At 43.7% G+C, this 23,860-nt stretch carries 19 protein-coding genes and 4 tRNA genes; 13 read left to right on the top strand and 10 right to left on the bottom strand.

Features of this window, described 5'->3' with window-relative positions; translation table 11 throughout:
• The first annotated feature begins 7 nt into the window (after nucleotides 1-7).
• The 6 genes from ACSFC1_RS01070 (at nucleotide 8) to ACSFC1_RS01045 (ending at nucleotide 8,367) form a co-directional block, all read left to right on the top strand.
• Nucleotides 8-841: a Cof-type HAD-IIB family hydrolase gene (locus tag ACSFC1_RS01070; RefSeq protein WP_435564288.1), complete on the top strand. Its 834-nt coding sequence runs from the start codon at nucleotides 8-10 to the stop codon at nucleotides 839-841.
• Nucleotides 841-2,001 carry a DegT/DnrJ/EryC1/StrS family aminotransferase gene (locus ACSFC1_RS01065; RefSeq protein WP_435564287.1) on the top strand — a complete coding sequence of 387 codons (1,161 nt, stop codon included), beginning with the start codon at nucleotides 841-843 and terminating at the stop codon, nucleotides 1,999-2,001. The genes ACSFC1_RS01070 and ACSFC1_RS01065 overlap by 1 nt, the downstream gene beginning before the upstream one ends.
• Nucleotides 2,002-3,495 carry an apolipoprotein N-acyltransferase gene (lnt, locus tag ACSFC1_RS01060; protein WP_435564286.1) on the top strand — a complete coding sequence of 498 codons (1,494 nt, stop codon included), beginning with the start codon at nucleotides 2,002-2,004 and terminating at the stop codon, nucleotides 3,493-3,495.
• A complete protein-coding gene (locus ACSFC1_RS01055) occupies nucleotides 3,492-4,679 on the top strand; it encodes a phosphopentomutase (RefSeq protein WP_435564285.1) in 1,188 nt (395 codons plus the stop codon). The genes lnt and ACSFC1_RS01055 overlap by 4 nt, the downstream gene beginning before the upstream one ends.
• On the top strand, nucleotides 4,676-5,521 hold the full coding sequence (locus ACSFC1_RS01050) for a creatininase family protein (protein ID WP_435564284.1): 846 nt from the start codon (nucleotides 4,676-4,678) through the stop codon (nucleotides 5,519-5,521). Before ACSFC1_RS01055 ends, ACSFC1_RS01050 begins: the two co-directional genes overlap by 4 nt.
• 356 nt (nucleotides 5,522-5,877) lie before the next feature.
• Nucleotides 5,878-8,367, top strand: a complete 2,490-nt coding sequence (locus tag ACSFC1_RS01045; RefSeq protein WP_435564283.1) for a VWA domain-containing protein — start codon at nucleotides 5,878-5,880, stop codon at nucleotides 8,365-8,367.
• Between the two features lie 86 nt (nucleotides 8,368-8,453).
• On the opposite strand, the gene ACSFC1_RS01040 is transcribed toward ACSFC1_RS01045, so the two are convergent.
• From ACSFC1_RS01040 to ACSFC1_RS00995, 10 genes are all read right to left on the bottom strand, one after another.
• The gene (locus ACSFC1_RS01040; RefSeq protein WP_435564282.1) at nucleotides 8,454-8,717 is read right to left on the bottom strand and encodes a stage V sporulation protein S; all 264 of its coding nucleotides are present in this window, start codon (nucleotides 8,715-8,717) and stop codon (nucleotides 8,454-8,456) included.
• A gap of 58 nt (nucleotides 8,718-8,775) precedes the next feature.
• Nucleotides 8,776-8,851: transfer RNA gene (locus ACSFC1_RS01035), tRNA-Arg, on the bottom strand.
• Between the two features lie 6 nt (nucleotides 8,852-8,857).
• Nucleotides 8,858-8,933 (bottom strand) — tRNA-His (locus tag ACSFC1_RS01030).
• Between the two features lie 5 nt (nucleotides 8,934-8,938).
• Nucleotides 8,939-9,015 (bottom strand) — tRNA-Arg (locus tag ACSFC1_RS01025).
• Nucleotides 9,016-9,090, bottom strand: a tRNA-Gly gene (locus tag ACSFC1_RS01020).
• A 569-nt stretch (nucleotides 9,091-9,659) separates the two neighbouring features.
• Complete coding sequence (gene arcC / locus ACSFC1_RS01015) at nucleotides 9,660-10,595, bottom strand: carbamate kinase (RefSeq protein ID WP_435564281.1); 936 nt, start codon at nucleotides 10,593-10,595, stop codon at nucleotides 9,660-9,662.
• A 68-nt stretch (nucleotides 10,596-10,663) separates the two neighbouring features.
• Nucleotides 10,664-10,906 (bottom strand): 30S ribosomal protein S18, encoded by a 243-nt coding sequence (gene rpsR, locus ACSFC1_RS01010; RefSeq protein WP_435564280.1) that lies wholly within the window; start codon nucleotides 10,904-10,906, stop codon nucleotides 10,664-10,666.
• Nucleotides 10,907-10,919: 13 nt separating this feature from the next.
• The gene (locus ACSFC1_RS01005; protein WP_435564279.1) at nucleotides 10,920-11,366 is read right to left on the bottom strand and encodes a single-stranded DNA-binding protein; all 447 of its coding nucleotides are present in this window, start codon (nucleotides 11,364-11,366) and stop codon (nucleotides 10,920-10,922) included.
• 5 nt (nucleotides 11,367-11,371) lie between these two features.
• Complete coding sequence (rpsF, locus tag ACSFC1_RS01000) at nucleotides 11,372-11,716, bottom strand: 30S ribosomal protein S6 (protein ID WP_435564278.1); 345 nt, start codon at nucleotides 11,714-11,716, stop codon at nucleotides 11,372-11,374.
• Nucleotides 11,717-11,852: 136 nt separating this feature from the next.
• The gene (locus ACSFC1_RS00995) at nucleotides 11,853-12,770 is read right to left on the bottom strand and encodes an alpha/beta fold hydrolase (RefSeq protein WP_435564277.1); all 918 of its coding nucleotides are present in this window, start codon (nucleotides 12,768-12,770) and stop codon (nucleotides 11,853-11,855) included.
• Nucleotides 12,771-12,852: 82 nt separating this feature from the next.
• Here ACSFC1_RS00995 and ACSFC1_RS00990 point away from each other — a divergent pair, with 82 nt between their 5' ends.
• From ACSFC1_RS00990 to ACSFC1_RS00960, 7 genes are all read left to right on the top strand, one after another.
• Entirely contained in the window at nucleotides 12,853-14,349 is a 1,497-nt protein-coding gene (locus ACSFC1_RS00990) for a hypothetical protein (protein ID WP_435564276.1), read from the top strand.
• Nucleotides 14,349-19,145 carry an Ig-like domain-containing protein gene (locus tag ACSFC1_RS00985; protein ID WP_435564275.1) on the top strand — a complete coding sequence of 1,599 codons (4,797 nt, stop codon included), beginning with the start codon at nucleotides 14,349-14,351 and terminating at the stop codon, nucleotides 19,143-19,145. Before ACSFC1_RS00990 ends, ACSFC1_RS00985 begins: the two co-directional genes overlap by 1 nt.
• Nucleotides 19,146-19,297: 152 nt before the next feature.
• Nucleotides 19,298-20,287: a D-alanine--D-alanine ligase family protein gene (locus ACSFC1_RS00980; protein WP_435564274.1), complete on the top strand. Its 990-nt coding sequence runs from the start codon at nucleotides 19,298-19,300 to the stop codon at nucleotides 20,285-20,287.
• Nucleotides 20,288-20,303: 16 nt separating this feature from the next.
• Nucleotides 20,304-20,675, top strand: a complete 372-nt coding sequence (locus ACSFC1_RS00975; protein WP_435564273.1) for a CoA-binding protein — start codon at nucleotides 20,304-20,306, stop codon at nucleotides 20,673-20,675.
• 220 nt (nucleotides 20,676-20,895) lie between these two features.
• Complete coding sequence (locus ACSFC1_RS00970; RefSeq protein WP_435564272.1) at nucleotides 20,896-21,843, top strand: tripartite tricarboxylate transporter substrate binding protein; 948 nt, start codon at nucleotides 20,896-20,898, stop codon at nucleotides 21,841-21,843.
• A 52-nt stretch (nucleotides 21,844-21,895) separates the two neighbouring features.
• Nucleotides 21,896-23,413, top strand: a complete 1,518-nt coding sequence (locus ACSFC1_RS00965) for a tripartite tricarboxylate transporter permease (protein WP_435564271.1) — start codon at nucleotides 21,896-21,898, stop codon at nucleotides 23,411-23,413.
• Nucleotides 23,410-23,856 carry a tripartite tricarboxylate transporter TctB family protein gene (locus tag ACSFC1_RS00960; RefSeq protein WP_435564270.1) on the top strand — a complete coding sequence of 149 codons (447 nt, stop codon included), beginning with the start codon at nucleotides 23,410-23,412 and terminating at the stop codon, nucleotides 23,854-23,856. Before ACSFC1_RS00965 ends, ACSFC1_RS00960 begins: the two co-directional genes overlap by 4 nt.
• The last annotated feature ends 4 nt before the right edge of the window (nucleotides 23,857-23,860 follow it).

Below are 23,860 nucleotides of genomic sequence, written 5' to 3'. Positions count from 1 at the left end.
GTTGGTGATGATCTTGGTTAAGTTGATCTGCATAGATTTAGACGGGACACTATTGAACGATGAAAAAAAGATTTCACATAAAGACAAAGAGGCCATTGAAACTGCGAGAAGACACGGCATTTACGTCACGATCTTCACTGGAAGAAATTACTATGCCGCCTTTCCTTATCTACAAGAACTTGGTATAGAGATTCCTGTGGTTTTTCAAAATGGAGCCCTAATAGCCACTCCATCGGCGAGCGAAATCTTTCGAATGATAACCTTGGATTCAAAGATCGCCGCTCAGACAGTTGAGTTGTGTAAAGAGTATGGACTGTACCCTGTTGTGTATGAATCTTTTTTCAGCAAGCAGGACATGATCGTTGAAAAGAATTACCAAGGTGCCTTTGAAAATTACTTTCGCTTCAATCAGCACAGGATAAAAAAGATCGAACGATTGGAATCTCTTCTGCACGCAGTTCAAGAAATAGCCGAAGTGGCAGTAGTGGGCAAAGATGAGTTGATCAAGGCGCTCTTATTAGATCTCCAAAACCACACGAGCGAGTTTACACCTGTGAAGAATCAGAACATCGATGGAGAAACTTTCATGGAAATCTTTGGAAAAAATGTTGGCAAGGAGATAGCTCTCGATTTTCTTCTTGAGTTTTTTGATTTAGAATTATCGCAAGTAGCCTACATTGGTGATAACTACAACGATCTCAAAATAATGCAAAGAGTTGGTTTCCCTGTGGCAATGGCAAATGCCCCAGAAGATGTAAAAGATGTTGCGAGATTCGTGACATCTTCAAACAACGACTCGGGTGTTTCACTTGCAATAGAAAAGATCACGGGGGCGGTTTGATGATACAACTCTCGAAACCATATATAACCCCAACAGAGATTGAAGCAGTTCTCGAAGTTCTCAACAGCGACAGACTGAGCATGGGGAAGTACACCGAACTTTTTGAGAGAGAGATAGCAAGACTTGCTCAAGCAAGATTCGCTGTGGCAGTGAGCAGTGGAACTGCTGCTCTCCACTTGATTTTGAAAGCACTCGGAGTTGAGCAAGGAGATTACATGATCGTGCCATCTTTTACTTTCGTTGCATCGGCGAATGTGGCTCTCTTTGAAAAAGCAATACCGATCTTTGTGGATATAGACCCAGGGACCTTCAACGTCGATCCTGCTGCACTTGAAGATCTCTTGCTAAGAACAGAAAAAGGAAAGGTTTACATAAACGGGCAGCGTGTGAGAATCGAGAGAGTTCGATTCTTGATGCCGGTCGACGTCTTCGGGCAGCCTGTTGATTACGATGCCATAACACCAATCGCAGATAGGTGGAAGCTCAAAGTCATAGAAGATTCCTGTGAAGCTCTTGGCTCACATTACAAGGGTAAGCCGTGCGGCAGTTTTGGAGAGGCTGGTGCTTTCGCTTTTTACCCAAACAAGCAGATCACCACAGGAGAAGGTGGAATAATCGTTACCAACAACGAAGAGATAGCAAAGCTTTGCAGGAGCATGAGAAATCAAGGACGAGGCGAAGACAACGCTTGGTTGTGTCATCTACGTCTTGGTTATAACTACAGAATAGATGAACTGTCTGCTGCACTCGGTTATGCACAATTGACACATCTTGAGGAAATCTTATACAAGAGAAACGAGGTTGCATTACGTTATTCTCGGCTTTTGGCACAGTATGACTGGGTGAAACCTCCATATATTGCAGACTACACAACACAAGTTGGCTGGTTTGTCTACGTTGTAAAACTCGATGAAAAGATCAATCGTGATAAAGTCATAGAATACATGTGTTCGCATCAAGTACAAGCGAGAAATTACTTCGCACCTGTTCATCTGCAACCGTTTTACACACAACTCTTTGGTTACAAAGAAGGTATCTTACCCGTTACCGAGAAGATCTCAAAAAGCACACTTGCCATACCTTTTTACACAACGATGACTTTGCAAGAACAGCAAATCGTAGTAGAAACGCTGAAGGAAGCTGTAGAGAGGGTGGGCTGAGTGATTTCACTTATTCTTTCATCTGTTTTAACTGCTCTTTCAATGCCTGGTTTTCTTGCAGGTTTCATCGTTTGGTTTGCACTTATACCGTTCTTCAAATCACTCGAAAATAGAGGACCACTTTTTGGAGCACTGCACGGCTTTTTGTACTTTTATTTGTTCTCTGCGATAAACCTTTACTGGGTAGTACCTGTACTCACAGAAAACCTGCCTAAGGTCTTTGGGAAATTCCCCGGTTGGCTTGGCATCTTTGTGTTTTTGCTAATGCTTCTTTTGCAGTCCATACCTTTTGCAGCCTTTGGATTTCTTTACGGACTCATGGAAAAAGCAATAAAGAAAAACCCATTCAAAGAAATACTCTTCACCGCTTCTTTGTACACGCTCTTTGACTTCGCCAGAGGCATCGGCGAGATGGGATTCACCGGAGGAACACTCTCTGATGCCCTGTACAAAGATACAGGTGTACTGCAACTTGTTTCTTTGATTGGACCATACGGACTGACTTTTTTGATAGTCGCTGTCAACTGCTGGCTGTACATCATCTTGAGAAAGAGCGCAAGACCGATCGAAAAGATCTCTTTCAATGTACTTTTAATAATCTTTTTGTCTTACCTGATCTCTCTCTATCTACCTATGGCGAAGAGCTCTGATAAAACGATCGTAGCACTTCAGACAAACACACCTCAAAAGGTTAAGTACACAGAGGATCCTCTAAACCTTCTTGGCCAACTGGAGCCGTTTTTGAGAGAAACCAAAGATTCTGTCGTTGTGCTTCCAGAAGATGTCTTTTCTTTTGATCCCAGAACAAGTACCATAGCGTCAGAACTGATAGAACTCTGCAAAGAAAACGATCTGGATATTCTCTTTGGTGCTGTGTCTGTTGATTCAAAGGTTTACAACTCGGTGTTTCACGTCAACGAGAATGGCTTTGTTGATAAGTACTCAAAGGTAAAACTCTTCCCGTTTGTCGAGACCTTGCCCTATCCAAAGGTTTTCGGTGTATTCTCATTTCTTCGCGGTTTGTCATACTTCGAACCAGGTGATGGATATAGACCTCTCAGTGTAAGAGACCATCCTCTACTCGGTGTTCAGATATGTTTTGAATCTTATTTTTCTGAACCTTCAAGAGAGCTAACCAAGAACGGTGCTCAAGTACTTCTGGTGTGCACAAACGACGGATGGTTCATCTTTGACACAGCTTTAAAACAGCACTTTGCAAAATCTGTAATGAGGGCAGTGGAAACAAGAAGACAGGTGATACAGATCTCGAATGCAGGCATAACGGGCATGGTAGATCCTTATGGAAGAATCTTGAAAACAGTAGAACCGAGGAACTTCGAGAAATCAAGCTTTGAACTGATGCCAAGAAAAGATTCGACGATTTATTCGAAGATTGGGGATACCATAATTTGGTTTTGTTTGGGATTGATACTCCTTATTTTGCTTTTCCCAGGTGAGAAAACGATCAGCACAAGAAGGAGGATATGGCAGTGAGAGTGATCGCAATAGTTCTTGACAGTGTCGGCATAGGTGAAATGCCAGATGCAAGTGAATACAACGATGAAGGAAGCAACACGCTTGTTAACACCGCCAAAGCCGTTGGAGGGTTGAACTTACCGAACTTGGCTAAGATGGGGCTTGGGAACTTAGACGAAATACTCGGTGTTCCAAAAACGAAAGCCATTGGAGCTTACGGAGTCATGCTTGAGAAAAGCCCTGGCAAAGATTCCACTACAGGGCATTGGGAACTTGCCGGAATTGTCCTGAAAAAACCTTTCGATCTTTTTCCAAACGGATTTCCCAAAGATCTCATAAAGGAATTTGAGAAAAGAGCCAACAGAAAGGTGATAGGTAACAAACCTGCATCTGGTACCGAGATAATTAAGGAACTTGGGCTTGAGCATGAAAAGACAGGTGCTTTGATAGTTTACACATCGGCAGACAGTGTCTTTCAAATAGCGGCAAAAGAAGAAATCATTCCCGTGCAAGAACTCTACAGATACTGCGAGATAGCAAGACAATTGTTAGATGAGATGGGTTACAAAGTTGGAAGGGTGATAGCAAGACCATTCACCGGTGAGTACCCCAACTACATTCGAACACCCAGGAGGCACGATTACTCGCTTGAACCAGAAGATGAAACTTTGCTTGACATACTCACGCAGAGCAATATTCCAGTCTACGGGGTGGGAAAGATATACGATTTGTACGCTGGTAGAGGAATAACAGAGAGCTTCAAGACTGAGGACAACATGGATGGAGTTGATAAGACAATACAGGTCATGAAAGAAAAAAAGCACGCCTGCATGATCTACGCGAACTTAGTTGACTACGACATGAAATATGGGCATAGAAATGATCCACAAGGGTATGCAAAAGCTTTAGAAGACTTTGACAAGAGATTGCCTCAGATATGGCAAACGATGGAACAAGATGACTTTTTGTTCATCACTGCCGATCACGGCTGTGATCCTACCACACCTTCAACAGACCACTCAAGGGAAAAGGTGCCAATCTTGGTGTGTGGTGAAACTCTCTGTGCAAATGTCAACATAGGTATTCGCGAGAGCTTTGCAGATTTCGGTCAGACGATAGCCGATATCTTTGGTGTTAAAAAACTCAAAAACGGGGAATCTTTCAAACAATTGATTCTGTGCAGCAAGGGGGCAAAAGAATGAGCGAATATCTCATTCTTTCGGCACAGGATATTTCAAAGTTCGAACCCGAGAAGACCGCTGTTGTCTCGGTCTTATCACCAATCGAGACGCACGGGACTCACCTTCCAGTTGGAACCGATGTTTTCATTGCTCGCGAGGTGCTTCAAAGAACATGTGAAATTCTATCAAAGCAGTTCAAAATACTTCGTCTGCCAGATCTGTGCCTTGGTGCAGATGCACAACCAGTCTTTGGCTCGATATCTTTGAAATACAGAACATTAAAAGAGTTGATCATCGATATAGGAAAAAACCTTGCAACGATGGGTTTTAGATACTGGATGATCTTTGACAACCACGGTGGACCGAGACACCAACTTGCCTTGGCTGACGCAAGTGTACACCTGAAGAAAAAATACCAATTCACATTGATAGTTCCCTTCTTGCACATATTTCAGGAAATGCTTCAAGATTCAGAAGAAATAGGCATACCAGCCGGTATGAACGGCGATGTTACAGACCTACACGCTGGTACAAACGAAACTTCCTTGATGCTTTACACACATCCTGAAATGGTGAAAAATTACAATCTTCCAAGGTATATTCCATCAACCCAGAGCCGTCTGGGGAACTTTTTGAGATTTCTTGGATCAAAAGAACTGGCAATCACCGCCGATTGGGTGAAAGACCCAAAGAACCCATATTATCTTGGAGATCCTTCAAAAGCCGATGCCCAGCGTGGAAAGAAAATGATCGATTTTCATGTGAAAAGGTCTGTAGAACTTTTCCAGCAGGCTTTGAATTCACAATACAATCCACCAAAACTCTACAACGCAATCATCCGACTGCTGTTGAGAATCCTGTGAAGATCTAACAATTTGATTGAGCAGATTTCAAGCAAGTAGATCTCATGATATTGCAGTGAAAGAATATCGTCTATCTTTTAGAGCTTCCACTCTTAGATTGAGACAGACGCCGAGACCATCAACCTAAAGAACTTTACCTAAGATAATGCCAGTGTAGAGAGATCAATGTGTGCAAGAGACTTTCTGTCGATTTGCTGCAAATCTCGAAAACAGAATGCACATTCCCACTCAGATGAACTCACCTGTGTCAAAAAGATTCGATACACTTTAGTCGTTGATCTCTCAAGCTTCTCGTTATGAGTGTTCCTGAGTAAAGACTTGGCGCTATAATATGTTTATCCTAAGGGGGGATCTTTGTGAAAAAGGTCTTAACCATTCTGCTGACCTTGTCTGCAATCATGCTGCTGTCTTACCAGATACAACTCAGAGAAAACGAGCTCTGGTGGCCCGAGAAGCTGTGGAATGCAGTCTGGTGCTCTGTTACAGTGAAAGACGATGCGGGAAATTACGTCACAAACCTGAAACTCGAAGATTTCAGAATAACCGAGAAAGCCTACGGCAAGAACCAAGAACTACTGGAAGAGAAGAGCGTTACTTTTGAAAGCCATTCAAGCTACAAGTTTGATGGAAAGGGTTTTTGGGAAAAATCCGTTAACTCGGACAAACTCGACATCGCCTTCTTCATCGATGGAACTGGTTCAATGCGCAAGTACGCAGATTCCATCATCGAGCAGCTGCACAAGTTCGTCGACAGACTGCTCCAAAGCGGCACAGATTTCAGAATCTTCATTAGCATGTACGAAGCAGAAGACAAGCCAGGATGGACCGTCCCCACCTACACGACGAGGTTCCTCGGCCCAGCAATGATCGACGAAATAAGAGCGGCGATAGACGAAATAGACACCTGGGGCGAGTGGTGGAACCTCACCTGGGGTTACGACGCGTACCTGTGGTCTTTGAACTTGGATTGGCGCGAAGACGCAAGAAAGATCGTTGTGATAATCACAGACGTCTACACGGATTCAGTCTACGGTCCAAATTGGTATTTTTCTTCTGGCTGTGTGACGTCCATGCACGCGGTGGACATGGCGATCAAAGACACTAAGATTCAGCTCTATTACTGTCAGCCAGACGAGAAAGACATGGCAAAGACGGAGCTTTCTGAAAACTATTCGCCGCAGGTGAACATCTTGGTGAAAGAGAACAACTTCGACAGACTCGCGCAGAGGAACGAACTGGTCAAAAAGCTTTCTTGGCCGTTCAATCAAGAAGAGATCGAACTTGAAGAACTGCCCATAGTTGATTCGAAGTACTACTTCGCGTGGGTCAGCGATTGGAACAAGTACAGCTTCGTGAGCAGAGTCGAGGTGCAAATTTCTCTTGTTCAGACGAACGAATCCGTTCAGTTCGTCTTTTATCCTCTGGAGAAACCGGACGGCACGAAGACGGACATTTGGGCTCGAAACGTCAGATTTGTTGTGAAAGATGATGCGAACTTACCTCTAAAGGGGAGCAACAACGTCTGGGTCTATTTCTACAAAGTCATGGGAGATTTAGACAGAATGAGAATTATAAGAGCGATGCATCAAATAGGCGATAAAGACGGTGTCTTGAATCTGGGGACTGTTATACCTGGAAGGTATTATTATATCCTGTATTCAAGTTCTGGCACTTATCTTCACAATCGATATCACGAATTGGGTTACACAGCCAGAGGTTGGGTGGAAATTAAGCCAGATGAGGTGATACCGAAAGAGATCACAGCTCACACCTATGGCAAATCGATGGAACTGTATCGTACAAAAGGTTTGCTGTACGAACTTGAAAACTCAAAGATCACGACGAACAAAATGAAATCTTTTGCGGTAGAAGCATCGAAGTGGTTAGACGAGATCTGTGAGGACGGCATAACACTTGTTGAAATGGAAGCAATCAAGAGATTTTACGTCGGCGTTGGTACTCTGGTGAACATGGTCGGATATGCCTGCACAACTCAAGACAGAGTAACGCATGACATAGAACAAATAGTTCAAAAAGCCACAGATATGGTGAGAAAGGCACGTGAAGTGATCGGGAAGCTCGAATCTGCTAAACATTTGATTTTGGACGCTGTAAACACCTTCATAGACATAGTCACAGGCAACTGGGCTGGCATTGCTGCGAATGTGACGATTGAACAACTGATAGATAGGCTGGCAAAGTACGTTCGAGACGAGTTGATCGACGATATCATGAACGCAGTTTACAACAAACTGCTCGAAGTTGTGGCACAACCGGAGGTGATTCTTTCTTTCTTCAAGGGCAATGTCAAAACCTGGGTAGAACAACAGCTCAGCCCAAGCCAAATAAGCCAGGTCTCTCGTTCCTTTGTGAAAAACGACTTAATATACCCACAGTTCACTTCTCACCTGGAAGAGGAACTCTACAGACTTTTGAACACTTCGAAGACGCTTGTGCAAGAGAACTATCAAAATTACTGGAACTTCTACGAGCGTTCTGCATTGATAAGAAAGAGCTTTGAAGAGATGAGAAAAAACTTGATGGGAACTCTTTTTGACATCTCTTACAAGGCTTTAACAGACAAAAAACCGATCGATGATTGGAAAAGTGTTCTTTTGGTCTTTCGAGAAACCATACCACTCGTCATCGATCTTCTGAAATTACTTGAAGTTCGCTATCCTGAGTTCAAAGAGATCAAAGAAGCTTTAGCAACTCTCTACCAAGCTTTGGATGCCATAGGGACTCTGACAAAGACATACGAAGTGGCATTGAAGGTCGACTATCTGAACAAAGAATTTCAGCAAAGGATTTCATCTGTGACAGATGCCATTTATCAGTTCAAATAGCAAAATGCCGTCTTCAGGTGTATAAGGTTGGTAGAATAAAAAACTAAGCCCCGCATTACGCGGGGCTTTTTCATCTTACTTCATTCTCAGTTTCTTGGAAAGACTATAAACTTCAGAGCCGTTCTTGTTTCTTTGTCGATCTCGACATCTGTAAAGGCAGGAATGCTGACAAGATCGACTCCGCTTGGTGCCAAATAACCCCTGGCTATTGCGATTGCTTTGACTGCTTGATTCACGGCACCTGCACCAATCGCTTGAAGTTCAGCCTTACCACTTTCTCTGATCATACCCGCAAGAGCACCTGCGACCTTGTTAGGATTAGAGTTAGAGGCTACCTTCAGTACTTCCATCTTTTCTACCTCCTTTAGAAAAACAACTTCACCTTCTCAGCTACGTTGACCAGGGGATTGGCGCGCCTGGCAGGACTTGAACCCGCAACCATCGGATCCGAAGTCCGACGCTCTATCCATTGAGCTACAGGCGCGCGTCCTGGGGTGACCAGCGGGATTTGAACCCGCGGCCGCCTGATCCACAGTCAGGCGCTCTACCAGCTGAGCTATGGTCACCACGCTGGTGCGCCCGGCGGGAATCGAACCCACAACCCTCGGATTAGAAGTCCGATGCTCTATCCTATTGAGCTACGGGCGCTGGAGCGGGCGACGGGATTCGAACCCGCAGCCCTCGGCTTGGAAGGCCGATGCTCTACCATTGAGCTACACCCGCTTGTGCCAATAAGTATTTTACTACATCATTTGGAAAAATCAAGAGTTACAAAACCATCACCGAATGCATACATCATTTTGATCTAGAAAAACCCTTTTCTTGAACGACTCTTTTTCGATAAGTCATTCCAGCATGTGCCGGATAAACACTCAAGAAAAGTCAACATTAAAGCCACTACTTTCCCGAAGATTTGCCATCTCTTTCAGAAATTTCTGACCTTTTACGGTGAAGATCTAAAAAAGCAATCTTGAATCCTTTTTCGCCAGCTTTACCTTTCTACACTTACGTGGATTAAATTGCTCTCGCGCATACGTGTGGTATATAATATACAGCATTTTATTTGTCAGGAAAGAATCATGTGAAAGATGTCGTATAGTCAATTCAAGGTCAGAGCCTTTCATTTCCACTTTAAAAAGGTGAGGATTCTCGCCTCTTTGTCTTGAAAATGCTCGGCATAGACTTGCCTTCAAGGCTGCTGGGTTTTGGACGATCCTCGAGAAGGCAGGCGCACACCTGGTGAGGGTCATCGCTATGAAGTAAAAAAGGGGCACAAATGTGCCCCTTTGAATTCAGTTTCTTATTCGAGTACCGGTTTCGCCATTCAAAGCCAACTCTATCTTCGCCATGTCTGTTATAATACACTCTCTTCCTGTAGTCTTTACAAAATCTATTGCCGATTCTATCTTTGGTCCCATGCTTCCTGCTGGGAACTGACCTTCCTTTAGAAACCTTTGAGCCTGATCAACGCTCAGTTCATCCAAATCTTCTTGGTTTGGTTTTCCGTAATTCAACGACACCTTTTCAACACCGGTGAGTATTATGAACAAATCTGCATCGATCTCGACTGCAAGAAGTGCGCTGGCTCTATCTTTGTCTATCACGGCTTCCACACCTTTCAAAGCGCCATCTTCTCTGATTACGGGTATTCCACCTCCACCGGCGGCAATGACTATCACATCGTTTTTCAGAAGCATTTTAACTACTTCCTTTTCTACTATCTCAAGTGGCTTTGGCGATGGAACAACCCTTCTGTATCCCCTTCCCGCATCCTCTTTCATGATCCATCCTTTTTCTCTTGCAAGTCGTTCTGCTTCCTGTTTTGTGTAAAATGGTCCGACTGGTTTAGTTGGATTTTGAAAGGCTTTATCGTTTTTGTCAACAACGATTTGAGTGACAACTGCCGCAATTTCACGCGATAGGTTTTTCCGTGCAAGATTGTTTCTGAGGGCTTGGGCTATCATGTACCCGAGACTTCCCTGAGTTTGCGCGTCGTTCACATCGATTGGAAAAGGTGGAATGACCTCTTTTGCCATCTCTTGTTGGATCAAGATATTGCCAACCTGAGGTCCGTTGCCATGGGTGATTACCACATCGTACTCGTCAAGCATTTCAACAAGATATCCCATTGCCTCTGTAAGCGCTTTGAACATGTTTTCTGCCGTTGGTTTTTCTCCCGGCCTGTTCACCGCGTTACCGCCTATCGCTACTACAGCAAGTTTCTTCACAACAACTCAGCCTCCTCAAAAAAGAAATGGAGGGACGAAGTCCCTCTCATCTTCAAGAGCTTAGAGTTTCAAAGCTTTATGAATGGCAACAGTGCCATGTGTCTTGCACGCTTTATAGCAGTCTTCACCATTCTCTGGTGTTTTGCACAATTTCCTGTGACTCTCTTTGGTATTATCTTACCCTTATCTGTGAGATACTCACTGAGAAGGCGAATATCCTTGTAGTCGATGTAATCAACCTTCATCTCACAGAGTTTACATTTTTTGACCTTTCTCTTTCTTCTCTTCTTCTGTTGCTGTTGTTGTGCCATTATTCACACCTCCTCAAAATGGTGGTTCATCTGGGTCGTGCTCATCGATTTCGTGCTCTTGTGGTGCTAATATTTCGTCTTCTTCTCTTGAATAAGAGTTTTCTTTTGGCACGACATCTTCCTCGACTGTCTTCTTCTCCATGAATCTTATGTCCCTTGCCCAAATCTCGGCTGTCGTCCTGTTCGTTCCATCCTTTGCCTGCCATCTCTGTAACCTGAGCTCGCCTTCAACCAGGATCAATCGCCCTTTCTTCAGATATGTCTTTGTGAAATCTGCAAGTTTGTCGAATGCAACTATTTTTATGAAGTCTGCTGTTTGTTGATCCTCTGGAAGATCTGTTCTCGCCGGTCGATTCACGGCAAGGTTGAAGTTTGCAACACTTTTACCGGAGGTGGTGAATCTGATCTCTGGATCTCTGGTTATCCTCCCGATGAGGATCACCTTGTTGTAGTATGACATAATAATCATTCCTTCTTTTCTTCAGGTTGGGCTTGCTCTTTCCTTTCTTTTTTCTCGAGGTCCTCTCTTCTGAAGGTCTGCCAACGCAGAATTTGAGGAGTCACCCTGAAGAATTCTTCAAGCTTGTCTAAGTCTGTAGTCGGGGCTTTGAACAACAAAACGGTGTAATCTCCTTCAACCTGATGATTGATTGGGTAGGCGAGTTTTCTTATGCCCCAGCGGTTAACCGTCTGAATACTTCCTTTAACACGCTCTACGATGATGTTCTTTACTTTTTCGACAAGCGCTTCTCTTTCCTCGACTTTCAATCGAGAATCCATGATGAACATACTCTCATAAATTCTTTCCATCACACATCTCCTCCCTCGGCCTAATGGCTTTGCCCACCTCCGGCAAAGCGGGAGCACAAAAGAGATTATACACACCCCAACGGCAGATTTAGTTACAGAAATGTGAATTACCAAAAAGTGATTCTTCTGAACTTTTTCAATCTATCAAGCATTCAAGAAACTGCTCAGGACACTCTTCCTGTGGAATATGGCCACAATCTTCTATCACACAAAGCTTTGCATTCTTAAATCTTTTCGCCAATTCCTCAATTTCTTGAAGAGGAATTACTCTGTCCTCTCTGCCGTGGATTATTAGAACATCTTTGTCTATTGTTGAAAGCAGAGGAGTTATGTCCTCATACTCAGAAGATCTTACAAATTCCCAAAATGCCTTTTTCCAACCAAGAACTTTTGTGGGCCTCAAATAGGCTTCTTTATCCTCTTCGCTTAACTTTGAGGTGTCGTAATAGATCTGCGAAAGATTCTCACCATAGGATCGAGTGATCAATCGTGCGATTACATCGGGCCCAACGTGATTCACTTGAGGTATTTTGAAAAGAACTTTCACAAAATCGTTGACGCCACCTCTTGTGATTATCGCTGGATCAATCAAAACGATCTTTTCAACCATCTGAGGATAAGTGAGTGCGAATTTCAATACTATAAAGCCACCGGCTGAATGACCAACTAAGGTTGCCTTGGAGATACCTAAGTGTTCGAGCAGCTTTCTCAAAAGTTCTACTTGGTATTCGTTTGTATATGGATTGTACTTCAAATCAAATCTTCTCTCAGTCAAACCAAAGCCTGGTCTGTCGTAAGAGACAACTGTATAGTACTCAGAAAGCTTATCAACAACCTTATGCCAACTGTAGGTGCTTGAACCAAAACCGTAAAGCAAGACCATGTATTTACTCTCATCACCGTAGATTCTGTAATGAATCTCAAGGTCGTCTATTCTCACAAAGTGGCTATCGGGGTAAGCCAGTTCTCTGTGGGTGAACTCACCATCTGTGTAAACATAGAAAAATGGTGCAAAGAACAGAACCACAAAGACCGCAAACCACACTATGTTCACAGCTTTCACCCCGAGATTATTATAGCCTCCTGTCAAGGAATACTGTTGCTATACGATAAAATATATAGAAAGAGGTGCGTTCATGAAGTGGTATTTCTTTGCGATGTTAGTCATCGTTCTGCTTCTGTTTTCATGCCAGCAGAGGTCAGATATAACTATTTCTTTGTCTGTTGACCCATCTGCTCCAACACCGGACAGTACCGTTACGCTGAGACTGTCAGCATCCTTCGATGTTGGAATAACACTGGCTGCAATAAGTGTAGACGGGAAGACTGTTCAAAATGGAGATAGACTACCACTTGAGTACCAGTGGGTTCCAACCGAGGCAAAAGAGTACATAATCGAAGGGTACGTTGAAAATATATTCGGACAAAAAAAGACCACACAAACCGTTGTTACAGTCCTTGACAAAACCGCACCAGTCATAGATCAAATAAAAGTTCTGCCAACATTCCCAGAAGCTGGCTCCAGCATCTATCTGTCGATTGATGCTCAAGACAAAGAAAGCAGGCTCATAAAAGCAGTTGCAAAAGTTGGGTCTCTTTCAAGCCAGGTTCAAACTATAGACAATCCCATCGTCATCGAGCTACCTGCACTAGAAGAAGGTGAATACCCGCTCAGTATCATTTTATCAACCAGCGATTTTGCAAAAACTGCCACATCAACTACACTAACAGTCTATCCAGTTGATATCTCTGCTCCGACCTTAGAGATAAGTTATCCAAAAAAATTCTTCTCTGTAGAAGAAAACGTCATTTTGAAAATAAATGCGCAAGATGACACAGAACTCTCGTCTATCTCGGTCGAATGCAACGGCACTGTACAGTATGAAACACAGCTGAGCAAAACGAAATCTACACAGTTCTCAGTCAACCTTGGAAAGTTCGATCCGGGATTGCAAGCTGTTGTGGTAACGGTGAAAGATGTTCGTGGGAAATCGACCGTTCAAGGTGATTACTTTGCCGTCGGGTTAGGTCCTGCGTCTGTGCGTTTAACAATCAGTAATTCAAATCCAAGTCCCGCAGATTTGGTTCAACTCACTGCGGAAACAGAGGAAACTTTGGTCAAACAGATTTCTTTCTACGTAGATGGAGTACTCATGTCACAAGGAACGGCATTTTCGTATTGTTGGCGTGCAGTTTCTGGAAGGCACACTCTGGCAGTACTTTTAGAAACAACCGATGGCAGAACAGGGGTAGACTGCATTCAAATAGATGTACAGGATAACAAGCCACCACGAATCGTATCTTTCAAAGTGGGGAATGCACAGCTGAAGACCGACGAATTCACAAGCATAGAGGCTGGATATTACGGTGTGAGAATAACGATCTCCGACGATACAGCTGTAAAACAAGGTGGCACGATCTCGGTGATAGTTTCGTCGAATGAATTTCCTAATGTGAACCCGATCAAAACGATAATCTTGGTTCAAGAGAGTGTCTCAGATGATCTCAAAGAAGCGAGCTACGTTGGTGCAACCTCACTGACCCAAGGCAGATATTATTTGTTACCCAGCGGCATAGCAGATATCTATGAAAACCAAAGTGGAAATTTACAGTTCTTACTCGAGGTGAGATGATGAAGAAAACAATTTTGTTCTTCACCATAATATTTCTTGCTGCATCTTGCGCGATGCTTGATAAGATACCACCTACCTTGGAGGTTTCAATCTCTAAGACCACCGACATAGCTGGAGAGAGTATTGTTTTAAACATTAACGCTACTGATCAAAGCGGTATTGGTTCGGTAGAGATATACGCAAACGACAAGTTAATACTCAAGACAACACAGACTGGGCAAATAAGTATCCCAGCTCCCTTTGGATCGTTCACGCTGAAGGTTGTTGTCTTGGACAGAGCAGGCAATTCGACCAGCAAGATAGTCGGCTCTTTCAGAACCAGAGATCTGACTAAACCGACGGTTTCTGTTGACTACACACCGAAAGGTGTTCAGCCAGGCGAGACCGTCACGGTTATTGTCTCAGCACAAGATGAAGAAAGCGGCATCAGAGTTGTTGGGCTGAGAGTCAACAAAAAAGAGGTTCAGCTCACGAACAACAGATACACCTTTCAAGTTCAAGCCGGCACATACGAACTGCAAGCCTATGCGATCGACAACGAAGGAAACGACAATTCATCTAACTTGACGCTGAATGTTTCAGCAGCTGGTGACACAGCAGGTCCACAGATAGAGTTTCCAGATCTCGTCAAGAAGGCTAAGCCTGGGACCGCTGTGAATATAGCAGTTTCTGCAACTGACGAAAGTGGCGTTTCGAAAATCGTCTTCAACGATGGTCGTGAAACGGTCTACGTGCCCACAACACCAGCAACACAGCTTATCTGGACTGTGACAAGAAATGTTGGTACAACAAACCCTTACAGCTTTTCAGTGACAGCTTATGACTCGAAAAACAACTACGCTACAAAGACAGCCTCGATAGAGATTGGTACTAACTTGCCCCCCTCTGTGTTCATAGAGGTGGACAAACCAACACCAAAAGAAGGAGAAAAAGTCGAAATAACTATCACAGCGACCGACGACTCGAAGGTGACACAGGTTGTCCTGTACATAGACAACGTGGCTGTGAGAACCTTCACACAAGAACCTTACAAACACGAGTGGACAGCAGTAAAGGGTATCCACAAGGTTAAGGCAGTCGCAAAAGATGATTCGAATGAGTCCAGCGAGGCATTCTATACGATAAATGTTTCAGTAGTGGACACAGAAGCACCAGTGATATATTTCACACCACCTTATGGTGTTCCTATCAACGAAGCTTACACCTTCTATGCCTTTGTGACAGACAACGTGCAGGTCCAGGAGGTCACCTTCTATTTCAATGGTCCTGAAAACAAAGGACCGTTGAAGGCTTCTACAATCGGCGGGGGCGTCTTCACACTGACAGAAGCATTTACTCAAAAAGGTACATACGAGGTAATCATCGTTGCCAGCGACACCTCTGGTAATAGCTCTTCACAGAAAGGTCAATTCCCTGTCGATGAGGCTTACATAGTTAAAGCTCCAAAGATAAAAGAGTTCTCGTATGCTCCCACACTGTTAGATCAAGGTGAAAGAGTGCACTTCAAAATTGTTGCTCAGGACGATCTTGGTCTGAGTAAGTGCGATTTCTATGTGAATGGAATTAAACGTGATTCTATAAAACCTACCGTGAATATCTTTGAATGGGACTGGATTGCAACTACACTCGGAGTTCAGGATCTAAAAGCGGTAGTCATCGACACAGAAGGATTCACCGCAGAGGCAACCGGTTCGGTGACTGTGGTTACTTCAAGACCAATTGCAAAGATCCTCCAACCGCAAGATGGCTTTAGAACACCTTTTGCAGAGAATATGAGCCTGTCATTGAACGCACAGGTGGTTGATACGAACAAACCATCCACAGCGTACTTTGATGTAAAAGGACCTGTCGATGAAAGAATACCTGTTAGTCCCACTGGTGATGGACCTGTTTACACCTTCACTGCAAACTGGGCTGTTCAATCATCTGGTGAGTATAGGATAGATTTCTACTACAAGAACGATGTAAATCTGTCTGATGCAACTTCCGTCTCGGTGAACATATTAGACCTTGGGGTCGTCTTTGAACAACCTCTACCTGGTCAAATACACCAATGTGGTTATGACTTGAGGCTCAGGGTGAAAGCAAGTATTTACTTAACCGAGAGCGAAGAATTCGAAATAAGATACGCCAACAGAAGCCTAACAATTGGTGTACCTACCCCATTTGCGACAAGCTCGACTTACAACATTTATGAAGCGACTGTCCCTTCAACCTTTTTCACAGAACCAGGTGGCTACTCTATAACCTTTAAGGCAGAAACATCAAAAGGTGAAAAAGGAAGTGCAACCACAACTGTTACAGTCATTGATACTGAACCTCCAACGATAACAAAAGCCAAGATCAATACACAAGATATCACAGAAGGTGCTGTCTACGAAATACTGATGTCAGCTAGTCCAAACATAGAGATTGAGGCAACCGACAACAGACGGGTGGCAAGCATCAGGCTTCAGAAGAGAATATCTGGTTCTTATAATGACATAGCCGTTTCTAGCAATAATACTACTCTCAATTACACTATCACACGCCTCGATCCTTATGAAAACATCTTCAGAATTGTCGTGACAGATTTAGACAACAACTCAACTGTTCGAAACTTCACAATCTACGGATGCGAGGAAACCGCGCCAACAGTAGAAGGTTTTAGAACCATGCAACTATATCCATCATCAACTGTCTATGACATGGGTGCGCAACTTTTGATCCAGATCAGAGGTTCTTTGAACAACAACAGTCAGTTCAAAGTCAGTGACGATACGGGTATAAAAGAGGTTCGCTTGAAGATAGTGGACAGTCAAACAAATGGAGATGACTACGATGAAACGATCAAGAAACTCTACGAATACACTACTGGTAACATACCCAAAGAACTGTTCATAAACAATCAAGATGTTTCAATGTTCACACCAGCGCAAGTTGGTGGATTCAACATCAACCTCGAAGCTGTCGATGTCTTCAACAACCGCTATTTGATAGCCCAGCAACAAGTTATCGTTGAAGATCTCACGCCGCCAATAGTGAACTTAGATATACCGCAAGGTAAGTACGATGGAACCAATACCAGTGGCATGAAGATACTCAGAAGCTTCACAGATGTCAAAGTGAGTTTCTTGGACAACACAGAACCCATATCCAGCGTAGAACTTTTCATCACAGATAGCACAGGTAACAAACAAAAGATCGGTGAAAAATCAGATCTCGCGACCAACAGCTGGACTTTTGAGAACATACCTTTGACGTCATACCCAGATGGTGTAACTATCTTCGAAGCAATAGCGACTACAACAAACGGTGCAACTGGGGCAGGACAGCTTTCGGTGGTGATAGATAACAGAAGATCACCTGTAGTCACCATACAGCTTCCGGCGGCTCAGACCTTCTTGGGCAAAGAAGTTTACAGAGGTTCTATAGATGTCATAGCCCAGATAAGCGGAACAGATGTACCTTACGATGTACAAAAAGTGATACTGTATGTCGATGATGTGCAAAGGGCAATGATCACATCACCGGTGTATGAGGATGGTGAATTCAAATTCAAATTCTCCCTGAATACAAGTAGTTATACCAACGGAGAACATAAAGTCGGTTTACAAGTCTACGATCATGCAGAGAATCATTCTCAACAGACTGACTCAAGATCTTTTGCAAATGTCATATTCGACAACAGGCCACCAGCCTTATTGAGTGACTCTGGCAGACTTTATACAAACCAAAACACAGTCACTCTGCAAATCGATGAAATTACCAAAATAACAGAAGCCTTCATGAGAGTAAATGGCAATACAATAAATCCTTTACCAAACACACTGACCTTTGAACATGGTTTAAATGAAAACACCTCAGCCGAATACTCGCTTTACTTGAAAGACATCGCAGGTAATGTTGCAAATTACGCCGGCACACTTTACTACGACACAATTCAACCAACTCTGAGTGTGGACTTTGAACCTACAGGTGTATCGTCTGCAACACAGATCACATTCAACCTGAATTTCTCAGACAACCTCACCTGGGGATCAAAAATCGATGTTTCTGAAGGATCAACACCTCTTCAAACACTACCATTACAGTGGGGGCAGACCACAACACAATGGCAGTACAATACACCTGCAAATTACGAAGGACAAAAGGTGTTCACCTTCGAATTATTTGACGGGGCAGGTAATTCAAAAAGCCAATCACAAACAGTTGATATCGATAGATTAGCACCGAGAATAGATTTATTTACATGTGACGTTCCCATCTTTGTTAACAACGTTTATTACACGAATTATGCAACTGTTGAAGTTAGCTGGCAAGTCACAGATGGTTACTTTTCTCACATCGTTCTGCAAAAAGGTTCAACGACCATAATAGCCAGTGGCCCAATCTCTGGTGCACAGAATGTTGGTTTAGATAGCGGATCAAACACGGTAAAACTCACCGCGTACGATCAAGCATCGAACAAAACCGAGAAAGCGATGAGCATTGTTTATGACAACCAAGAACCTCAGATAAGCAACGTAAGAATCGAAAATACTAACGTCACAGAGGATGCCACAGTGACACTCACAACAGGCAACAAACCTTTGACCTTCGATGTGAACGAACTGTACATCGACTGGAATAACTGCAAGATTCTTGTGAACGGCGAGCAAACCTCTTCGGGAAATAGTTGGACTAAATCGGGTACATCACAGAATTACAGTGTTTCGAGCCAAGTGAACATAGCCGTTGATTCAACGATAGAGATAATCTTGAAAGATTATGCAGGAAATGAAAGAAAATACCTCTTCTATGTCGATGTACCATGAGTGCTGTACTGTGATCAGCAAAGTATGGGGCAGTTATCTGCCCCTTTTTCTTAACACAAACTCAACTGAACAGAACATTGTTGAAATGATTTTTGCTCATCAACAGCGTGATAATCTGATTGAACAAAACCATGGAGGTGGTTTTTACGAAGGTGGGGTTAGCCTATAACTTACCCAGAGGAATTAGACCGGACGTCGAGGACTGGGAAGCAGAGTACGACAGCATGGAAGTTGTCATGGACATCAAGAGATCTATCGAAAGTGGTGGACACGAAGTTATTCTAATGGAGGCTGTACCTGAAAAGTTCATTCCCATTCTGACATCTGAGAAGATCGACATCGTCTACAACTTTGCAGAGGGTACCTTCAGCAGGGCAAGAGAAGCACAAGTTCCAGCAATACTTTCTTTCTACAACATCCCATACTCTGGTTCAGATGCTACAACACTTGCTGTCTGTCTTGACAAAGCACTGACCAAGCAGATCCTTTTAACCAAAGACATCAAAACCCCACGTTTTCAAGTCATCAGATCACCACAAGAGAAATTGAGGAAAAACATGAGATTTCCTTTGATCTTGAAACTCAATGCCGAAGGCTCTTCTAAGGGGATCTCAGAAACTGGGCTTGTACACGACTACGAAGAATTCAAGAAGGAAATCGACAGACTGTTTTCTATCTACAATGAACCAGTCTTGGTGGAAGAGTTCATTCGTGGTAGAGAGTTCACGATCGGCGTTCTACAAGAAGGCAACAAGTACCGAGTTTTACCCATAATGGAAATTCACTTCAAACATGGCAAACAATTCTACAGCTACAAAGTCAAGAAAAACTCTGACTATTACGTGGATTACACCTGTCCGGCGAAGATTGACTCGGCACAGGAAAGGAAACTCAAGAACATGGCAGTCAAGATCTGCAAGACCCTCGAAGTTAAGGATGTAGCGAGGATGGATTTAAGGGTATCTGAAGAAGACGGGAACCCATACTTCCTTGAGATCAACCCACTTCCTGGAATGGCAAAGGGATTTTCAGACCTGCCCAGAATAGCTGAAATCGCCGGTTTTGCGTACGAAGATCTGGTTCTGCACATCCTTGAGAACGCAATGCAAAGAAACGGTCTTCTTGAACGTGTTACTGTATGAGTGGGGGTGATATATGGTGAACCCCAAAGAGTTCAAGAAAATCGCAGTCATCGGTGCGAGTGAAAATGAACAGAAATACGGCAATAAGATTGTAAGAGATTTGCGCAGCAAGGGTTTTGAGGTTTTTCCAGTCAACCCAAAAGGCGTAACAGTAGATGGTATAAAATCCTTCACGACCATTGAACAGTTGCCAAGAGATACCGAGCTTTTGGTTTTTGTCATTCCTCCAGAAAGAGGTCTTGAAGAACTTCAAAAGGCTGTGTCGTTTGGTTTTAGAAGATTTTGGTTTCAGCCAGGCGCTGGATCAAAGGAAATCGAAAGCTTTCTTAAAAGCACAGATTCAGAATACTCAATAGGAAAGTGCATAATGATCGAAACAAGTTTCTAACCCCGCCGAGAGCGGGGTTAAGTTTTATCTCTCAGATGGTTCTTAGAGCGAACAAGAATGCGAAATAAGAAGAAAAAAGACAAAATCTGTTGATCACAGGGCCTCAAAGCAAAGATTCTGACAAATTCACTCCTTGATGCCATAAAGGTGTTTTGCAGCTATGCTTATAAAAGAGATAGAATATTAGATAAGCTAAATCCACTTAAGGGAGGGTGTCAGTATGAGAAAGGCTGTCTGGTTTCTTTGTGTTCTCCTTTCAACTTTTTCATTAGTTTTCGCGGCAGATTTTCCAACAAAACCTATCACCTATGTGATCTGTTTTGATCCGGGTGGAGAGTCAGACATCACAGCAAGAATTCAACAACCTTACCTGGAAAAGATCCTCGGTGTACCCATAGTTATTACTTACAAACCTGGTGGTGGCGGAGCAACAGGTTGGTCAGAGCTGGTCAATCGAGCTACACCAGATGGATATTCAATCTACGGAACGAACCTGCCTCACACAATACTTCAACCAATTCAAGGTGGAGTGCCGTACAAGACCGAACAGATCGAGAACATATACTTTTTCCAGACAACTCCGTGCACTTTGGTTGTACCTATCGACAGTCCCATCAAGAATTTCGACGATTTTTTGAAAATGGCAAAAGGAAAGAAATCTGTGCTCATCGGCGGTAGTGGCCAACCGACTGCGAACAGCTTTGCCACATTGAGGCTTGCCAAAGTTGCTGGTCTTAATCTGACCTACATCCCGTTCACTGGTACAGGAACAGCTGTGCCAGCTCTGCTGGGTGGAAATGTTGATGCCCTGATGACTTACACAACTGTCTCTGTGCAGTACAAAGACAAGCTCAGGACTATCGCTGTAGCTACAGAGCAGAGAGTGCCGTTCCTGCCTGATGTTCCGACCTTCAGAGAACTTGGATACGACGTCGTTGAAAAGGCTTTCCGCGGTGTGGCTGTACCCCCTGGAACACCTTCAGAGATCAAGAGAATACTCGAAGCTGCCTTCGCTGAGGTGAACAAGAACCCAGAGGTTAGATCAAAGATGGAAGAACTTGGTTTTGTTCTGGAAGATTACAACGAAGCTCAGGCAAAAGAATTGGTGGCAAAACTCATACCTTATTACAAAGAACTGTGGGATGAAACCCAAAAGATGGGTAAGTAATTCCCTCCCGCACCTTCAGGTGCGGGTTTCCTGAAGGGAGGAAAAACCACAGATGGCAAGTTTCGAATATCTTTTGAATGCCATACCGCAGATCTTCTCAGTAAAGATCTTTTCTCTGATGATCGGTGGTGTCAGTGTAGGTTTAATAATAGGTGCATTGCCAGGTATGAGTGCCACGATGGGAGTGGCTTTGTTTTTGCCGTTGACTTACTGGATGACGCCTTCTGAGAGCTTGGTCTTTCTTGGCTCTCTGTACATGGCTGCGATATACGGAGGAAGCTTTTCGGCGATCTTGCTCAGAACACCTGGTACACCATCGAACATAGGCACGACCTTTGATGGTCATCCCATGGCAAAGCAAGGCAGAGGGTGGCAGGCGATCTTGATAGCGACGTACTCATCCTTGTACGGTGGATTGTTCGGTATGATCTGTTTTCTCATATTTGCCCCGATGCTTGCAACGATAGCACTGAGATTCGGACCACCAGAATACTTCTGGTTGGGTATCTTCGGTTTGACAGTCATATCGTCCTTGTCTCGTGGCAACACTTTAAAGGGCTTTATCGGTGGGCTCATAGGCATGATGATCAGCTTCGTGGGTGTAGCCCCTGTAGGTGGAAATGTCAGGTTCATCTTCGGATCTTCATATCTCATATCAGGATTTGGATTGATACCTGCGCTGGTTGGACTGTTTTGTATTCCTGAGGTCATAAACATGATTGTGCAAAGAGGTCAAAAACAACTCTTTGTGGAAGCGAAGGTGGAGAAAGGGACCATAACTAAGACCTTCGTAGATGTCATGAAGAGACAGGTAGATCTCATCAGAGCTTCTGTGATAGGTTTCATAATTGGTGTACTGCCAGGTGCGGGGGGAAACATCGCAAATTTGGTTTCCTACAGTGAGGCAATGAGGGCATCAAAGCACCCAGAAAGATTCGGCACAGGCATACCAGAAGGGGTCATAGCCACCGAGGCCTCGAACAACGCCACTGTGGGTGGTGGTTTTGTCCCATTGATGACTCTCGGTGTACCTGGAACACCCGTTGATGCAATCTTGTATGGAGCGCTCTTGATACAAGGACTGAGACCTGGTGCAGAACTCTTCACAACCCGTGCCGATGTTGTCTACACCTTCATAGTTGGTGTGTTAGCCGCAACCTTACTCATGGTACCCATTGGATTGCTCTTCGGCAGGGGAATGACCAAAGTGATCTACAAAATACCGATACATGTTATTGTTCCTGTAATCTTGTTGCTAACGATGATTGGTTCATACTGTGTTCAGAACGATATAAGCAATGTCTACACCATGCTCATACTTGGTGTGCTTGGTTATATATTGAAAAGATTCGGCTTCGAGGCAGGACCGATCACACTTGGACTGATATTAGGACCCATCGCCGAAACAGGGTTCACTCAGGGTTTACTGATGGGAAGAAAACTCGATTATCCCTGGACGATCTTTTTCATTCGCCCAATCTCGTGGGTTCTCATAGTACTGTCTGTGTTGTTCCTGCTCTGGCCCATGATCAGAAAACAGGCTCCTTCTGTGGCAGGTGACAGACAATGAAATCGAATTTAATCGTGAGCGCCGTGTTCATTCTTCTTGCGTTCGTTTTTCTGTTTGAATCGAGAAATTTGAATTATCTTTCCGCCATCTTTCCACAGATCGTTTCGATCCTGCTGATTGCGCTTTGCACAGCTTTGATGATCACCACATTGAAATCAAAAAAACAAGAAAAGACTCAGAAATTGGGAAAAAAGGACCTTTTGTACATAATTACAGTAATCGTACTATCCTTCCTTTGGGTTTATCTGATGGACTGGGTCTTTGGTTTCACAGTTGGAAGCATCATCTTCATGACAGTCATATCGATCGTGGTCGGCGGAAAGAATCTAAGTTTTCGACAACTACTCGTGAACATAATCAGCTTTGCAGCTACGGCACTGCTCTTTTGGTATCTGCTTGCAAAACTTTTAACTGTTCCACTACCAAGAGGACTACTATTCTGATTAG

It is taken from the genome of Pseudothermotoga sp. U03pept (genome assembly GCF_051235805.1).
GTDB lineage: Bacteria > Thermotogota > Thermotogae > Thermotogales > DSM-5069 > Pseudothermotoga_B.
This window is presented reverse-complemented; position numbering and strand designations above follow the sequence as displayed.

Excerpts from the sequence above, each read along its gene's own strand:
- ACSFC1_RS00960 (WP_435564270.1), top strand. The coding sequence starts at position 23,410 with ATGAAATCGAATTTAATCGTGAGCGCCGTGTTCATTCTTCTTGCGTTC.
- ACSFC1_RS01070 (WP_435564288.1), top strand. The coding sequence starts at position 8 with ATGATCTTGGTTAAGTTGATCTGCATAGATTTAGACGGGACACTATTG.
- ACSFC1_RS01040 (WP_435564282.1), bottom strand. The coding sequence starts at position 8,717 with ATGGAAGTACTGAAGGTAGCCTCTAACTCTAATCCTAACAAGGTCGCA.
- ACSFC1_RS01065 (WP_435564287.1), top strand. The coding sequence starts at position 841 with ATGATACAACTCTCGAAACCATATATAACCCCAACAGAGATTGAAGCA.
- ACSFC1_RS00985 (WP_435564275.1), top strand. The coding sequence starts at position 14,349 with ATGAAGAAAACAATTTTGTTCTTCACCATAATATTTCTTGCTGCATCT.
- rpsF (WP_435564278.1), bottom strand. The coding sequence starts at position 11,716 with ATGGAAAGAATTTATGAGAGTATGTTCATCATGGATTCTCGATTGAAA.
- ACSFC1_RS00970 (WP_435564272.1), top strand. The coding sequence starts at position 20,896 with ATGAGAAAGGCTGTCTGGTTTCTTTGTGTTCTCCTTTCAACTTTTTCA.
- ACSFC1_RS00965 (WP_435564271.1), top strand. The coding sequence starts at position 21,896 with ATGGCAAGTTTCGAATATCTTTTGAATGCCATACCGCAGATCTTCTCA.
- rpsR (WP_435564280.1), bottom strand. The coding sequence starts at position 10,906 with ATGGCACAACAACAGCAACAGAAGAAGAGAAGAAAGAGAAAGGTCAAA.
- ACSFC1_RS00990 (WP_435564276.1), top strand. The coding sequence starts at position 12,853 with ATGAAGTGGTATTTCTTTGCGATGTTAGTCATCGTTCTGCTTCTGTTT.
- ACSFC1_RS01005 (WP_435564279.1), bottom strand. The coding sequence starts at position 11,366 with ATGTCATACTACAACAAGGTGATCCTCATCGGGAGGATAACCAGAGAT.
- ACSFC1_RS01050 (WP_435564284.1), top strand. The coding sequence starts at position 4,676 with ATGAGCGAATATCTCATTCTTTCGGCACAGGATATTTCAAAGTTCGAA.